This is a genomic window from Bacillus inaquosorum KCTC 13429 (genome assembly GCF_000332645.1).
GTDB classification, from domain to species: Bacteria; Bacillota; Bacilli; order Bacillales; family Bacillaceae; genus Bacillus; species Bacillus inaquosorum.
The window spans coordinates 181,804-195,113 of record NZ_AMXN01000007.1; the positions used below are offsets into that span (position 1 = coordinate 181,804).

Genomic DNA, 13,310 nt, shown 5'->3' on the forward strand with positions numbered 1-13,310 from the left:
CCCCGCACCCCTCGTTTTATCAGGGAAGCCTGTGTCATTATCCATAATTGCGGCATAAGCTGAGATAAAACATAAAAAGGGGATTGAAGTATGGTCAACCAAGGTAGCCCGCAACTGGTCTCTTTAGTCGATCCTTATGTCTATCAGACCATTAAAAAGCTCATCGGCTCAAGGTTCGTTATACAGACAGTACGAGATACGGTCAGAGGCAGACTGATCGATGTAAACCCTGACCATATCACAATTGAAGGAGCCCGAAAATCTGTTTGTTTGATTAGAATCCAGCACATGATTTCCGTCACGCCAGATTACAGTGAGCGGGTTTAACAGTGCTTGCGCATGAAAAATAGGCGTACATCGGGACGTCCTATTTTTCAGTTAAGCGCTGCAAAAACGCACTGTGATACATCGATTCGTCAAGGTCAAAACCGGCAAATTCCTGATAGCCGCCATCTGAAAAACAAAAAGTGACACCGTACACTGTATAGCTGGAACGGACTGAAGCCTGTTGACGAACACGAAAGTGATAGCTGTCTGCATCTTTTACATATAGCCGTGATTTCCCGGCAAACGGGGCACAGAGCAGTGCTGCCTCACCAAAACATTCGAATCCGGCGATTTTGCCGTTTTGGCCGATATCCAGCAGGATACAATCATTGACTTTAAGCTCCTCTGACCGTACATTCCTGCTCTCTTTCGGATGAAGAAGGTGGATATAAACCAGTCCGGAATCTTTATCGTATGTCACAGCCTGCATCACCAACACTCCTTTCATCATATTAAGAGTTCTGATATGAGTTCATTTTTGTTACAATGATGGGGTATAAGTCCTTTTATCTGACACATTAAGAAAAACTAGGAGGAACAAAGCTTGTTGAAATCAAAAGTCCATTTTTGGACATTGCAGATTTTATTTGTTTTGCTGATTATTTACGTAGCAACAAAAGTTTCATTTGTATTTCAGCCGTTTATTGTTTTTATCTCGACACTGTTTTTCCCGATGCTGATTGCGGGAATTTTGTATTTCATTTTTAATCCGGTCGTCCGCCTGCTTGAGAAAAAAATTCCGCGGACATTATCCATTCTATTGATCTACTTACTCTTTATCGGTTTGCTTGCCTTCGTTTCAGCGTCGGTCGGACCTGTTATTACATCGCAGGTTACCGGGCTGTTTAACAATCTTCCTGATTATATAAAACAGATTCAGGCGCTGACAAAAGATTTGTCCCATTCCCAATGGTTTACCTGGATGATGAATCAGGATTATGTATCGATATCAAAAATTGAACAGTCGTTGACAAGCTTTCTCCAAAACCTGCCGCAAAATATCACGTCCAGTTTATCTGCGGTGTTTGGCGTCGTGACAAACATCACGCTTGTTATTATCACTGTTCCATTTATCCTTTTTTATATGCTGAAAGACGGACACCGCTTTCCGAACTTGGCAGTAAAAATTCTTCCGGCTTCATATCGGACAGAAGGCTTGAAGATTTTTAAAGATTTATCCGATACGCTTGCGGCTTATTTTCAGGGGCAGCTGTTAATCTGTCTTTTTGTCGGAACAGCGTGTTTTATCGGCTACTTAATAGCCGGGCTGCCGTATGCCCTGATTCTTGGGATTGTCATGGCGATTACCAATATCATTCCTTATGTAGGGCCTTTTCTCGGTGCTGCTCCGGCTGTCATTGTCGGTTTTATGGATTCGCCGGCCAAAGCGCTGTTTGCGATTATTGTGGTTGTCGTTGTTCAGCAGCTTGACGGGAACCTGCTGTCTCCTCTTGTGATCGGAAAGCGGCTGAATACGCACCCGCTTACGATTATTTTGCTGTTGATCGGAGCCGGAAGCTTCGGCGGAATTCTCGGCATGATTTTAGCAGTGCCGGTCTACGCGGTAGTGAAGGCATTCTTCCTGAATATTGTCCGCTTAATCAAACTGCGTCAGCGGTCACGTCTTGAAGAAAACGCAAAGCCCGCTGAATAGGCGGGCACCATTTGCGCCTCTTTGCATATGATGCTGTAAGTCAATGCGGAGGTGGGGAAATGCCTGCGATTGTAGGTCCGATTTATATTATGTCCATATCAGGTGATGCAGCGGCCAGCTTTGGTGATGTGTTTGCGATTTCGCCGAAAAGCGTTGATCACACCGGAGCGGGATCGGGTGCGTTTCAATTAGGTGATTATATAAAGATCAATAATGAACACAGTAAAACCATCCTCAAAGATGCCGATATCATTGATGAAACAGTGTCGTTTAACGGGTAACAGCCTTTTCGGAGAGGCTGTTGCTTTTTTTATTGTATAATATGGTTAGTCTTTGAATAGTGAGGTTATGTTATGAAAATCAGAAAAGCGAATATCCATACGGAAACCGGAATGATCACGGACGTGTATCTGCATGAAAACAGAAAAGAACTGCGCACGCTTGTAGCGGTTCCGCAGCTGGAGTGGAGCACGATCATTTCTTATGAAGAAGATAAAGCATCTCTGCCTGAACGGCTGGAAGCTTCTTTGCGCCGGCATACAGAGGAAGGCCCGGCTGGTGAGCTGGCCAAAAAAATCATTCATTGGGTAACAGAAATGTAAACGGCCATTGAAAGTTTAGCTCCTGCCTGATCAGGTGATAATGAAGACAAACAAGACGGGAGGACGAGCTTTTGAGTGATGAAAAAATGGATCTCTATTTGCAGCAAGGAATGTATGGGCCCTTGGAGACAAAGCCAGACGAGCGCCATTTGTTTTTAGGCTCATTAAGGGAAAGAGTCCTTTTGGCACTGACAAAAGGACAGGTGCTCAGAAGCAAACCGTATGAAGAAGCGGAACACGCACTCAAAAACAGCAAAAACATCACTCTTTTGATTAATGGAGAGCTTCAGTACCAGTCTTACTCTCCCTATATCCAAATGGCGAACCGGAACGGAGTGAACTTCAAGATCGTATCTGATCTTCAGTTTCATACGCCTTTAGGCCTTGTAATTGCGGCTGATATCGCTATGAATCGTGAATTGATATATGTTCAGGACGACATTTTTAACCGGTCAGTGCTGAAACCTTAAGAGACAAACGGATCGTTTGTCTTTTTGTTCATGGCAATTCACTTACAACTGGAGATAAGATATAATGTTCTCATACTGATGGCGGGGAGGCCGGCTATGAAAAAAGCACTTATTTGTATTGATTATACGAATGATTTTGTGGCGAGTGACGGAAAATTGACCTGCGGGGAGCCCGGCAGAATGATTGAAGAGGCGATCGTCAATTTAACCGAAGAATTCATCACAAACGGTGATTACGTCGTATTAGCAGTAGATTCTCATGATGAAGGGGATCAATATCACCCTGAAACCCGTCTTTTTCCTCCGCATAATATAAAAGGCACGGAAGGAAAAGATCTGTACGGAAAGCTTTTGCCTCTATATCAGAAACATGAACATGAACCAAATGTTTACTACATGGAAAAAACGAGATATTCTGCTTTTGCGGGTACTGATTTAGAGCTCAAACTCAGAGAGCGGCAGATTGGCGAGCTGCATCTTGCCGGCGTCTGCACAGATATTTGTGTGTTGCATACAGCGGTTGACGCATACAACAAAGGTTTCCGGATTGTTGTGCACAAACAGGCTGTTGCCAGCTTTAATCAGGAGGGGCACACGTGGGCTCTTTCCCATTTTGCAAACAGCATCGGAGCGCAAGTGGCAGAGTAAGGAAGGGGAAAAACAGTGTTAGAGTACGGATTTAAAGATGACAGCCTGTCATTACATACAGACCTTTATCAAATCAACATGGCAGAAACTTACTGGAGAGACGGCATTCATGAAAAGAAAGCGATTTTTGAGCTTTTTTTCAGAAGGCTTCCGTTTGAAAATGGTTATGCGGTATTTGCGGGCTTGGAAAAAGCCATCGAATACTTGGAAAATTTCAAGTTTACGGATAGCGACCTGAGTTATTTACAGGGTGAACTCGGGTATCATGAAGATTTTATTGAATATTTGCGCGGTTTATCTTTTACAGGTTCTCTTTACTCCATGAAAGAAGGAGAGCTCGTCTTTAACAATGAGCCGATTATGAGGGTGGAGGCCCCCTTGGTAGAAGCGCAGCTGATTGAAACGGCTTTGCTCAACATTGTGAACTACCAAACATTAATCGCAACAAAGGCTGCCCGGATTAAAGGCGTCATCGGCGATGAAGTCGCACTTGAATTTGGAACAAGACGGGCGCATGAAATGGATGCAGCCATGTGGGGAGCGAGAGCAGCTTTAATCGGCGGCTTCAGCGCAACAAGCAATGTAAGAGCTGGAAAGCGCTTTAATATCCCGGTATCCGGCACGCATGCGCATGCGCTTGTGCAGGCTTACCGCGATGAATATACAGCTTTCAAAAAATACGCGGAAACGCATAAGGATTGCGTCTTCTTAGTCGACACGTATGACACGCTTCGTTCAGGCATGCCGAATGCGATTAGAGTTGCTAAGGAATTCGGAGACCGCATCAATTTCATTGGCATCCGCCTGGACAGCGGCGATTTGGCGTACCTGTCAAAAAAAGCCCGGAAAATGCTTGATGAAGCAGGGTTTACAGACGCGAAAGTCATTGCTTCAAGTGATTTGGATGAGCATACCATTATGAATTTAAAGGCTCAGGGAGCGCGCATTGATGTCTGGGGTGTCGGTACGAAGCTGATTACAGCCTATGACCAGCCGGCTCTCGGCGCGGTTTACAAGCTTGTTGCCATTGAAGAAGACGGGAAAATGGTCGACACGATTAAAATTTCGTCCAATCCTGAAAAAGTGACGACACCGGGCAGAAAGAAAGTGTACCGCATTATCAATCAGTCCAATCATCATTCTGAAGGCGACTATATTGCGCTTTATGATGAGCAGGTGAATGATCAGAAGCGGCTCAGAATGTTCCACCCGGTTCATACATTCATCAGCAAATTTGTCACGAATTTTTATGCGAAGGATCTTCATGAGCTGATTTTTGAAAAGGGTATTCTTTGCTATCAAAACCCTGAGATCTCAGACATACAGCAGTATGTGCAGGATAACCTCAGCCTGCTGTGGGAGGAATATAAGAGAATCAGCAAGCCGGAGGAATATCCGGTTGATTTAAGCGAGGACTGCTGGAGCAATAAAATGCAGCGGATCCACGAAGTGAAAAGCAGACTTGATGAAGAGCTTGAAGAAGAATAAAGAAAACTGGCCATTCGTTCGCGAAGAGGCCAGTTTTCTTTGTGTATATATTATTTTTCATGTTTAGACAATTTTCGTCAAATTATTTGATATACTTAGGGGTGAAAGCCGCGCGCATTGTAAGGGGGATAAACCAATGAGGGTGTTTGTTGCAAGACAGCCTATTTTTAATAGAAAAGAACAGGTTGTTGCTTATGAACTGCTGTATAGAGAGAGTGAAGAGAATGTGTATAGCGCTAAAGACGGCGATCAGGCAACAACAGATTTGGTGATCAACAGCTTTTTAAACATCGGTATTGAGAAGCTGACGGAAGGGAAACGCTGTTTTGTTAATTTTACGGAAAGCCTGATGTTCTCGAATCTTCCCACCTCCTTCAATCCGAAACAGCTTGTCATTGAGATCCTTGAAGATATACCGATCACGCCGGCCCTCATCTCAAGATGCAGAGAGCTGAAAAAAATGGGGTATATGCTGGCGCTCGATGATTTTTATGCCATAAATCCGCAAAATGAAGACTTACTGGAAAAGCTCATGAGCTATATTGATATATTGAAAATTGATTTTCTCAAAACAACACGAATGGAACGCAGAAAAATTTTGCAAACCTACGGCTGCAGCGGTTTGATTTTTTTAGCGGAAAAAGTAGAGACCCGAAAAGAATATAAACAGGCAGCCCAAGACGGATTTCAATTATTCCAGGGCTACTTTTTCAGCGAGCCGCGCATTATCAGCGGGCATGATCTGTCGACTCATTTCTATTCTTATTATGAACTGCTTAACGAATTGAGCAAAGAACAGCCTAACATAAAACGTGTGACAGAGTACATAGAGCGGGATTTATCACTGTCCTATCAAATCTTAAAATTTTTAAACTCATCCCACAGCAGACTGAGCCAGAAAATTGAAAGCATTCAACAGGCTATTATGCTGCTTGGCTTTAATGAAATCAAACGGTGGATATACATTCTTTCCTTTAAGGATTTAAGCAGAAAAGGGAATTCCAGCAAGCACGAAATCATTAAGATTTCTTTGATGAGAGCTAAGCTTTGTGAACTGCTGGCGAGAAAAACAGCCCGGCCGCAGCCTGCTTCTTATATGCTGATCGGAATGTTTTCTCTCATAGACACCCTGCTGCACAGAGAAATAGAGGATATTATTCAAGAATTGCCTTTAAAAGATGAAGTCGGGCAAGCGTTATTAGGCCATCAAAACGACTACTACCAAATGCTTGAGCTTGTGAAATTAATTGAAAGCAACAACTGGGACACCTGCATAGAATTAGGCAAAGAACTGGACAAAGAAGAAGCGTATGAATGTTATCTTGAGGCTCTGGAGTGGTGTCATAAGCTTATGGACGCAAAGTGATTGCGGTCTTCTGACCACCGCAAAGCAAGAATCATTCGGCTTTGCGTCCCGATGAGGCTGATGTAGATGCCGTCGGGATTAAAGACCGCATCCACTTCATGCCTGACGCCCATTTGTTTGATCAGGCGCTTTACAGTTTGTTTATCTGACTGCTCGGCTGCGGTCAGGATGCGGCGCGAGAGCTCCCGCGAGCCCGCAATGCGGCCTAAAACGAGCTGGGCATCGGCGATCAGCCCTGCGGCCTCTCTCGCTGAACGGATAAAGGTATCTGTTTGGACAGCGGGAGCAGGCGGGCGGCGAATCTCATACGGATAGGCGTAAAACCAAGGATAATGATATCTCATGGGAGCACCTCACACAAAAGGATGTTTCTATATGTATAGATCTCAAATAGCCGAATATGACAAAGCGAAAAGGCCACAACTTTAGCGTTGCGGTCTTTTCGGTGTTTGTCGGTCAGGATACGCCAAGAATCGCATATTTAATTTTGAAAATACGGTATGAAGGACTATAGTCTTGCTTAGTGAAAATGCGAAACACGTTAAAATCAAGGGAATTAAGAATCTTTCTCAATTTCAGGGGAAAGAAACGCTCCTCTGCATAGAAATATAGTCCCGTTCTCATTGTGATCCCTTTGAGCACAAGGACCTATTGATATTTGCGGTGTCACGCAGGACTTTTTTGTATACTTTTCGGTGAAAAATAAGCCAAAAGCAGATACACTATTAGTAACAGATCAAATACCTAGGACTCGTTCACCATACACAATTCATTGATCTTTCAAAAAAAGGAGTGTGGAAACGATGGAAAAGAAACTTGAAGAAGTAAAACAATTGTTATTCCGACTCGAACTTGATATTAAAGAAACAACAGATTCATTACGAAACATTAACAAAAGCATTGATCAGCTCGATAAATACAATTACGCAATGAAAATTTCGTAAAAAAGACTTGGAAACAAGTCTTTTTTTTTGTTCTATCCATACAATAAATGGATAAAGTATTATATGATTGTTAAATAACGAAAAACCTGCTGTCCTTTGGATAGCCCATTTAGTAAAATGGAAGGGGAGGGGGGAAGTCGTTATTGAGCAGATATGTTTAGATTCTGTCCGAATCAAGGAGAAAATGAAGGAGATTGTTAGCCAAAAAATAATGAATCATGACTTGGAACGATATCTTCAGAGTTTTATTGAGTCCAAGGATACTTTTGAGTTTGCTGATTTGGCTTTTCATCATTATCTAGCTTTTAACGGTCAGGACAAAAAAGCAATTGAATTGCTAGCTGCCGGAATTGAATTGCTTATACTCTCATTTGATATTTATGATGACTTAGAGGATAAAGACAATGTAAATGCTGTATGGATGAAGATTGACTCGTCTATCGCTTTAAATGCAGTAACAGCTCTTTACACCCTAAGTATACAAGTTATGTGCCAAGCTAGTCATGAACCAGAATTTTCACAAAAGATATTGACTTTTGCGTTACAATCAATTCAAGGCCAGCATGATGATATTGTGAATGCGCCGAAAACTGAAGAAGCCTGTCTTGAAATGATCAAAAATAAATCAGGAGCGCTAACAGCACTGCCCTGTGTTATGGGAGTAATGCTGGCAACCGGCAAATACGATCCCATTGTAGCTTCTTATTCTTATGAACTCGGCATTATGTCGCAGATCGATAATGATTATAAAGGTTTGTTTTACTTAAATAACGATTTTGTTCAGAAAAAAAATACATTGGCATACTTATACTTAAAAAAACAATTTAATGATGCTTCAGTTGAGCTACTAAGTTTATATCAAAAACCCGAGGAATTTGTTTCTATTAATACGAAGGCTTTGAAACAAAAATTAACAGAAGCAGGCGTTATACAATATTTGCTGGTGATGAAACATTTATCTCTCCAGAAAATAAAAAAAGAAATGTCACAATTAAAATTAGAAGATGGTAAAACTGAAAAATTATTGTCTGTTATGATTAAATAAGGAGGGGATTTATTATGCAAGAAATGGTAGGATACTTAATTAAATACCCAAATGTTTTAAGGGAAGTAATGGAAGGTAATGCTTGTTTATTGGGTGTCGATAAAGATCAATCTGAATGTATAATAAATGGTTTTAAAGGATTAGAAATTTATTCAATGATGGATTGGCACTATTGAGGGTTAAATGAAGTCTAGAACCAATAAAATTTCTGTATTGTTAGTTGTAATAAGTCTGTTATATGTTATTTATTTGACCTATATAAGCAATAATAATTTGTTAGTTGGAGCAACTGTTTCGAAAGGGAAGAACGGGGACGTTGTAATTACCAATGTAGATGAATATTCAATGGCATCATACAGCGGAATAGAAAAAGGGGATATCGTAAAGAGTATTAATAATCAAAAGATAAACACTAAAGAAATAAAAATGAATAAGCTTAAAAATGTAAGTTCAATGGTTGTTGAGAGAAATGGCAAGGATGTTGAGCTAAAGCTGACCTTATTTAATGATAAAAATTTTTCTACTTACTTAATACCGTTAATGTTTTATATTGTTTGTTTATTTTGTTGCCTATTTATATTAAAAATAAATGAATCGAAGGATTTACTATCTGCTTTAGTTTTAATTATATTTTTGTTATCTGCTTCTATTGCTTATATAAGCGCAGGAGTTTCTGTTAAAGGCGATATACTATGCAGATGTATTATGGTGGTAACATTAATATCTGTACCGCTAAACTACCTTCTCTTTCTTTATCATTATTTTAGAGAGTTAGGCACTACCTTATTTGATAAAAAAGTTTTCATTTTATATTTAGTACCGATCATAAATGTAGTGTGTGAAATGTTTCGTTCACATCTTTTCTTTCGTGATTATGTGCCTAAATTAAGTTTACTATCTTTTTTCTTTTTATTTATCATAGTAGTGATTTATTTCTGTATCATTTTAATTAAAAATAAAGATACTGAACAAGCGCATATTATTAAGGTCCTCACTGTTATTAATATCTTTTCTTTTGCACCTTTTTTGTGTTTATATTTGATACCTTATGTGTTTCTAAATGCGCACTATGTTTCTTCCTTTTTAGCAGCTTCATTTATGATGTTAATACCTTTCTCCTTGGTATTTCAATTTATGACAAATAAAATCTATAATGTGGATTTTATTTTAAGCAGATTAAGATATTATGGCTTTTTAGCTTTAACGCCAACAATTATTCTAATCTCTACAATTGAATTAATTAGTAGTCCTGAGAGTGATTTTTATAGTGTTAAACTAACATTTTTAATTTATATTATCATGTTGGCGGTCTTTTATTATAAAGAAGTACTTGATTTCAGGTTTAGATTAAAAAGGGTCTCGGAAAAATTCAATTATCAAGATAGTATATATAAATTTACGCAGCTGATTAGAGACTCAACATTCCTGACTCAAGTATTTGAAGAACTGAAAAATACTATACTTGAGGTCTCTCTAGTTAGCCGAGCATATGTATATGAAGTTTCAGCAGACGGAAGTATTAAGCTATATGATGATGAGACCGTAAATTCATTCGAAAAAGTCTATCAAAAAGAATTTAGAAAAGTAACATCCGAAATAGGAAAAATCGTTGAATTTAATAAAGGCTTTGTCATGAAGATAGGTGAACGCGGTGGTAAATCATTTGTGATTCTTTGTTTATCTAAAATGAATACGCCCCGTCTCACACTTGAAGAACTTTCTTGGCTGAAAACCTTGGCTTTTTATACAAACGTATCGATCGAAAACGTCATGAAAATTGAAGAGCTGATGAGTCATTTAGAAGAAATAAAACAACAAGAATCAAATCCAGTGTGGCTTAAGAAACTCATGTACACGATTGAAGAAAAACAACGTTCTGATCTTGCCCGCGATCTCCACGATTCCGTTCTTCAGGATTTGATTTCTTTAAAACGACAGTGTGAGCTGTTTTTGGCTGATTTTAAGAAGGATGATAATCCATGCCGGGAAGATGTGCAGGACAAGCTTGTACAGATGAATGAGCAGATGTCTGATGTGATTTCGATGACGAGGGAGACGTGTCATGAGCTGCGGCCGCAGCTTCTGTATGATCTTGGGCTGGTGAAGGCGCTGTCGAAGCTTGTGGCGCAGCAGCAGGAGCGGGTGCCGTTTCATATCCGTTTAAATACGGGCAGATTTACGGCTTCGCTTGATCTGGATTCGCAGCTGAATTTGTACCGGATCATTCAAGAGTTTCTGTCTAATGCGGTCAAGCACTCTCAGGCGACGGATGTGCTGATTATGCTCATCAGTATTCAAAACAAAATTGTTCTTCATTATGAGGACAATGGCGTAGGGTTTGATCAAGAAAAAAATAATGAGCATTCCATGAGCATGGGGCTTTCTGGCATTAAGGAGAGAGTCAGGGCTTTAGATGGACGCCTTCGGATTGAAACAAGTGAAGGAAAGGGCTTTAAGGCTGATATTGAAATCGAATTGTAATGGTTTTATAACGGAAACGACTTGGCACAGGCCAAGTCTTTTTTATAAAATGGAAATGAGTGAGTAAAAGGGAGGAAAACGTGAAAAAGATACTAGTGATTGATGACCATCCGGCTGTCATGGAAGGCACCAAGACAATTTTGGAAACGGATTCGAATCTGTCTGTTGATTGTCTCAGTCCTGAACCGAGCGAACAGTTTATCAAGCAGCATGATTTCTCGTCATATGATCTCATTTTAATGGATCTGAATTTAGGCGGCGAGGTCAATGGGATGGAGCTTTCTAAACAGATTTTACAAGAGAATCCTCATTGTAAAATTATCGTGTATACCGGTTATGAGGTCGAGGATTATTTCGAGGAAGCGATTCGTGCGGGTCTGCACGGTGCCATCAGCAAAACCGAATCGAAAGAAAAGATCACCCAATACATATACCACGTACTCAACGGAGAAATTTTAGTCGATTTTGCTTATTTTAAACAGCTGATGACTCAGCAAAAAACAAAGCCGGCTCCTTCCTCTCAAAAAGAACAAGATGTGCTCACACCTAGAGAATGCCTGATTCTTCAAGAAGTTGAAAAGGGATTTACAAATCAAGAAATCGCAGATGCGCTTCATTTAAGCAAGCGGTCCATTGAATACAGCCTGACATCGATTTTCAATAAGCTGAATGTCGGTTCCCGGACGGAAGCGGTTTTGATTGCGAAATCAGACGGTGTACTTTAAATAAGGGAGTTGTATATGATGGATATGAAACACACATTGCTTGAAGCGCTTGGAATCGAGATTGTTGAAAGCACGGCGGAACGATGCGTTGCGGTCATGCCGGTGGATCATCGGACGGTGCAGCCGTTCGGATATTTGCATGGAGGCGCTTCAGTTGCTCTGGCGGAGACCGCGGCGAGCGCAGGTGCGCAAAATCTGATTGATCACACAACACAAGCTTGTGTCGGTTTGGAGATTAACGCCAATCATTTGAAATCCGTAAAGGAAGGAACGGTAAAGGCAGTAGCCGAGCCTGTTCATAAAGGCAGAACGACCATTGTCTATCAAATACACATCTATGACGAGCAAGAGAGGCTGATCTGTATATCCAGATGCACGCTGGCTGTCATCAAGAAATAAAAAAACAGCCGGAACTCTGCCTGTCCGGCTGCTTATTTTTATAAGTAAGAATCCTCTTTTCGTTTAATCACAAAGTTTCTGATCCCGTTATAGTCATCCTGTACACTTCTCTCATCAAGCTTGACGCCGGAGTTGTACGCAGCACGGCAGATCAAGTGCCCTCCGACAGGCGACGTAATAAAGATAAACAAAATCCCGAGCAGGATTTTAGCCGATATTTCCCCGGTTATAAACCACAAAAAGAAGAAGACACCGAGCAGAACCATATTGACGCCTAATGTTGAGCCTTTAGAAGCAGCGTGTGAGCGTGTATACATATCAGGAAGACGAAGCGTCCCAAATGAAGCGGCAAGGCATACAAGAGAGCCGAGCAGAATGAATACAGCCACGACGACTTTAGCGATTTCGATCATTTTCGATAATCTCTCCTTTCTCCAGGAACTTAGAAAATGCAATTGTTCCGATAAACGATAAGATCCCCAGCAGCAAAATAATATCCAGAAACGCACTTGTTTTCAGCAAAATGGAGACAAGCGCCGTGATCGCGATCAGATTGATGCCGATTGCATCCAGAGCCACAACCCGGTCAGGCACAGTCGGCCCTTTAATGACACGAATGACATACAAAAGGGTAGACACTGCCATAATGCCGAGCGCGATTTGCAGAATCAGCGTAAACATCAGCGGCTCACCTCCTGTATGGCTTTCTCAAATGACTCCCGAATATCAAAAATGGCTTTTTCCGCATCCTCAATATCCATTGCGTGAATATAAAGAATCGTCCTGTCATCGGAAATATCCATCACCAAGGTTCCCGGCGTTAACGTAATGAGCAGTGACAGCAGGGTGATTTCCCAATCCTTCGTGAGCTCTGTTTTAAAAGCGAAAATGCCCGGTCTGATATTCAGTTTCGGCGATAGGACTGATTTCATCACACTGACATTGGCAAGGTACAGTTCCTTTAAAAAAATCAAAAAGAGTTTGATAATAGAAAACATTTTCCATAGATAAAACTGGCGGGTAAAAAAGCGCCGGAAGAAAAAGAGAGAGAGCATTCCCAGAGCATAGCCTGTGATAAATCCTGCGGCGCTTGGATCATTGCTCAAGAACATCCAGCAAAATGCGAGAAACACATTTAATAAAATTTGAAATGCCATGCGA

20 protein-coding genes are annotated in these 13,310 nt (G+C 40.9%); 14 read left to right on the top strand and 6 right to left on the bottom strand.

Annotation, left to right across the window (positions count from 1 at the left end; translation table 11 throughout):
- Positions 1-90: 90 nt before the first annotated feature.
- Positions 91-327 carry a YuzF family protein gene (locus tag BSI_RS04070; protein ID WP_003241026.1) on the top strand — a complete coding sequence of 79 codons (237 nt, stop codon included), beginning with the start codon at positions 91-93 and terminating at the stop codon, positions 325-327.
- A gap of 40 nt (positions 328-367) precedes the next feature.
- Here BSI_RS04070 and BSI_RS04065 read toward each other — a convergent pair whose 3' ends face one another.
- Positions 368-757, bottom strand: coding sequence for a DUF2283 domain-containing protein (locus BSI_RS04065; protein WP_003241031.1), 390 nt, complete (start codon positions 755-757; stop codon positions 368-370).
- A 114-nt stretch (positions 758-871) separates the two neighbouring features.
- On the opposite strand from BSI_RS04065, the gene BSI_RS04060 reads away from it, so the two are divergent.
- The 7 genes from BSI_RS04060 (at position 872) to pdeH (ending at position 6,555) form a co-directional block, all read left to right on the top strand.
- Entirely contained in the window at positions 872-1,981 is a 1,110-nt protein-coding gene (locus BSI_RS04060) for an AI-2E family transporter (protein ID WP_003241032.1), read from the top strand.
- 59 nt (positions 1,982-2,040) lie between these two features.
- Positions 2,041-2,262, top strand: a complete 222-nt coding sequence (locus BSI_RS04055) for a spore germination protein (protein ID WP_003241034.1) — start codon at positions 2,041-2,043, stop codon at positions 2,260-2,262.
- Between the two features lie 72 nt (positions 2,263-2,334).
- Positions 2,335-2,583 carry a YueH family protein gene (locus BSI_RS04050; RefSeq protein ID WP_003241036.1) on the top strand — a complete coding sequence of 83 codons (249 nt, stop codon included), beginning with the start codon at positions 2,335-2,337 and terminating at the stop codon, positions 2,581-2,583.
- A 71-nt stretch (positions 2,584-2,654) separates the two neighbouring features.
- Complete coding sequence (locus BSI_RS04045) at positions 2,655-3,053, top strand: YueI family protein (RefSeq protein WP_003241038.1); 399 nt, start codon at positions 2,655-2,657, stop codon at positions 3,051-3,053.
- Between the two features lie 96 nt (positions 3,054-3,149).
- Positions 3,150-3,701 (top strand): cysteine hydrolase family protein, encoded by a 552-nt coding sequence (locus BSI_RS04040; RefSeq protein WP_003241039.1) that lies wholly within the window; start codon positions 3,150-3,152, stop codon positions 3,699-3,701.
- Positions 3,702-3,716: 15 nt separating this feature from the next.
- Positions 3,717-5,189, top strand: coding sequence for a nicotinate phosphoribosyltransferase (locus tag BSI_RS04035; RefSeq protein ID WP_003241040.1), 1,473 nt, complete (start codon positions 3,717-3,719; stop codon positions 5,187-5,189).
- Positions 5,190-5,325: 136 nt separating this feature from the next.
- Entirely contained in the window at positions 5,326-6,555 is a 1,230-nt protein-coding gene (gene pdeH, locus BSI_RS04030) for a cyclic di-GMP phosphodiesterase (protein ID WP_003241041.1), read from the top strand.
- Here the strand turns inward: pdeH and BSI_RS04025 are convergent.
- The gene (locus tag BSI_RS04025) at positions 6,531-6,899 is read right to left on the bottom strand and encodes a YuzC family spore coat inner layer protein (RefSeq protein ID WP_003241042.1); all 369 of its coding nucleotides are present in this window, start codon (positions 6,897-6,899) and stop codon (positions 6,531-6,533) included. The two genes, pdeH and BSI_RS04025, sit on opposite strands and share 25 nt — an antisense overlap.
- Before the next feature lie 112 nt (positions 6,900-7,011).
- On the bottom strand, positions 7,012-7,179 hold the full coding sequence (locus tag BSI_RS22815; RefSeq protein ID WP_119914210.1) for a hypothetical protein: 168 nt from the start codon (positions 7,177-7,179) through the stop codon (positions 7,012-7,014).
- Between the two features lie 179 nt (positions 7,180-7,358).
- Here BSI_RS22815 and degQ point away from each other — a divergent pair, with 179 nt between their 5' ends.
- From degQ to BSI_RS03995, 6 genes are all read left to right on the top strand, one after another.
- On the top strand, positions 7,359-7,499 hold the full coding sequence (gene degQ / locus BSI_RS04020) for a degradation enzyme regulation protein DegQ (RefSeq protein WP_003220708.1): 141 nt from the start codon (positions 7,359-7,361) through the stop codon (positions 7,497-7,499).
- A gap of 184 nt (positions 7,500-7,683) precedes the next feature.
- Positions 7,684-8,544, top strand: a complete 861-nt coding sequence (locus tag BSI_RS04015) for a polyprenyl synthetase family protein (protein WP_032732270.1) — start codon at positions 7,684-7,686, stop codon at positions 8,542-8,544.
- Positions 8,545-8,558: 14 nt separating this feature from the next.
- Positions 8,559-8,720 carry a competence pheromone ComX gene (gene comX, locus BSI_RS04010; protein ID WP_003241045.1) on the top strand — a complete coding sequence of 54 codons (162 nt, stop codon included), beginning with the start codon at positions 8,559-8,561 and terminating at the stop codon, positions 8,718-8,720.
- A gap of 7 nt (positions 8,721-8,727) precedes the next feature.
- Positions 8,728-11,025, top strand: coding sequence for a histidine kinase (locus tag BSI_RS04005; RefSeq protein ID WP_032732271.1), 2,298 nt, complete (start codon positions 8,728-8,730; stop codon positions 11,023-11,025).
- Positions 11,026-11,105: 80 nt separating this feature from the next.
- Positions 11,106-11,750 (top strand): two-component system response regulator ComA, encoded by a 645-nt coding sequence (comA, locus tag BSI_RS04000; RefSeq protein ID WP_003220716.1) that lies wholly within the window; start codon positions 11,106-11,108, stop codon positions 11,748-11,750.
- Positions 11,751-11,768: 18 nt separating this feature from the next.
- Positions 11,769-12,149 (top strand): hotdog fold thioesterase, encoded by a 381-nt coding sequence (locus BSI_RS03995; RefSeq protein ID WP_019259331.1) that lies wholly within the window; start codon positions 11,769-11,771, stop codon positions 12,147-12,149.
- 38 nt (positions 12,150-12,187) lie between these two features.
- On the opposite strand, the gene mnhG is transcribed toward BSI_RS03995, so the two are convergent.
- Genes mnhG through BSI_RS03980 form a run of 3 tightly spaced genes read right to left on the bottom strand, consistent with a single transcriptional unit; the run spans position 12,188 to position 13,306 of the window.
- On the bottom strand, positions 12,188-12,562 hold the full coding sequence (gene mnhG / locus BSI_RS03990) for a monovalent cation/H(+) antiporter subunit G (RefSeq protein WP_003241048.1): 375 nt from the start codon (positions 12,560-12,562) through the stop codon (positions 12,188-12,190).
- On the bottom strand, positions 12,546-12,830 hold the full coding sequence (locus tag BSI_RS03985; RefSeq protein WP_003241049.1) for a Na(+)/H(+) antiporter subunit F1: 285 nt from the start codon (positions 12,828-12,830) through the stop codon (positions 12,546-12,548). The genes mnhG and BSI_RS03985 overlap by 17 nt, the downstream gene beginning before the upstream one ends.
- Positions 12,830-13,306 (bottom strand): Na+/H+ antiporter subunit E, encoded by a 477-nt coding sequence (locus BSI_RS03980; protein ID WP_003241050.1) that lies wholly within the window; start codon positions 13,304-13,306, stop codon positions 12,830-12,832. Before BSI_RS03980 ends, BSI_RS03985 begins: the two co-directional genes overlap by 1 nt.
- Between the last annotated feature and the right edge of the window lie 4 nt (positions 13,307-13,310).

What these genes read in the sequence shown, in the direction of transcription:
- BSI_RS04070 (WP_003241026.1), top strand. Translation starts at nt 91, where the DNA reads ATGGTCAACCAAGGTAGCCCGCAACTGGTCTCTTTAGTCGATCCTTAT.
- BSI_RS04065 (WP_003241031.1), bottom strand. Translation starts at nt 757, where the DNA reads ATGCAGGCTGTGACATACGATAAAGATTCCGGACTGGTTTATATCCAC.
- BSI_RS04055 (WP_003241034.1), top strand. Translation starts at nt 2,041, where the DNA reads ATGCCTGCGATTGTAGGTCCGATTTATATTATGTCCATATCAGGTGAT.
- BSI_RS04050 (WP_003241036.1), top strand. Translation starts at nt 2,335, where the DNA reads ATGAAAATCAGAAAAGCGAATATCCATACGGAAACCGGAATGATCACG.
- BSI_RS04040 (WP_003241039.1), top strand. Translation starts at nt 3,150, where the DNA reads ATGAAAAAAGCACTTATTTGTATTGATTATACGAATGATTTTGTGGCG.
- pdeH (WP_003241041.1), top strand. Translation starts at nt 5,326, where the DNA reads ATGAGGGTGTTTGTTGCAAGACAGCCTATTTTTAATAGAAAAGAACAG.
- BSI_RS04025 (WP_003241042.1), bottom strand. Translation starts at nt 6,899, where the DNA reads ATGAGATATCATTATCCTTGGTTTTACGCCTATCCGTATGAGATTCGC.
- BSI_RS22815 (WP_119914210.1), bottom strand. Translation starts at nt 7,179, where the DNA reads ATGAGAACGGGACTATATTTCTATGCAGAGGAGCGTTTCTTTCCCCTG.
- degQ (WP_003220708.1), top strand. Translation starts at nt 7,359, where the DNA reads ATGGAAAAGAAACTTGAAGAAGTAAAACAATTGTTATTCCGACTCGAA.
- BSI_RS04015 (WP_032732270.1), top strand. Translation starts at nt 7,684, where the DNA reads ATGAAGGAGATTGTTAGCCAAAAAATAATGAATCATGACTTGGAACGA.
- comX (WP_003241045.1), top strand. Translation starts at nt 8,559, where the DNA reads ATGCAAGAAATGGTAGGATACTTAATTAAATACCCAAATGTTTTAAGG.
- BSI_RS04005 (WP_032732271.1), top strand. Translation starts at nt 8,728, where the DNA reads ATGAAGTCTAGAACCAATAAAATTTCTGTATTGTTAGTTGTAATAAGT.
- BSI_RS03995 (WP_019259331.1), top strand. Translation starts at nt 11,769, where the DNA reads ATGGATATGAAACACACATTGCTTGAAGCGCTTGGAATCGAGATTGTT.
- mnhG (WP_003241048.1), bottom strand. Translation starts at nt 12,562, where the DNA reads ATGATCGAAATCGCTAAAGTCGTCGTGGCTGTATTCATTCTGCTCGGC.
- BSI_RS03985 (WP_003241049.1), bottom strand. Translation starts at nt 12,830, where the DNA reads ATGTTTACGCTGATTCTGCAAATCGCGCTCGGCATTATGGCAGTGTCT.
- BSI_RS03980 (WP_003241050.1), bottom strand. Translation starts at nt 13,306, where the DNA reads ATGGCATTTCAAATTTTATTAAATGTGTTTCTCGCATTTTGCTGGATG.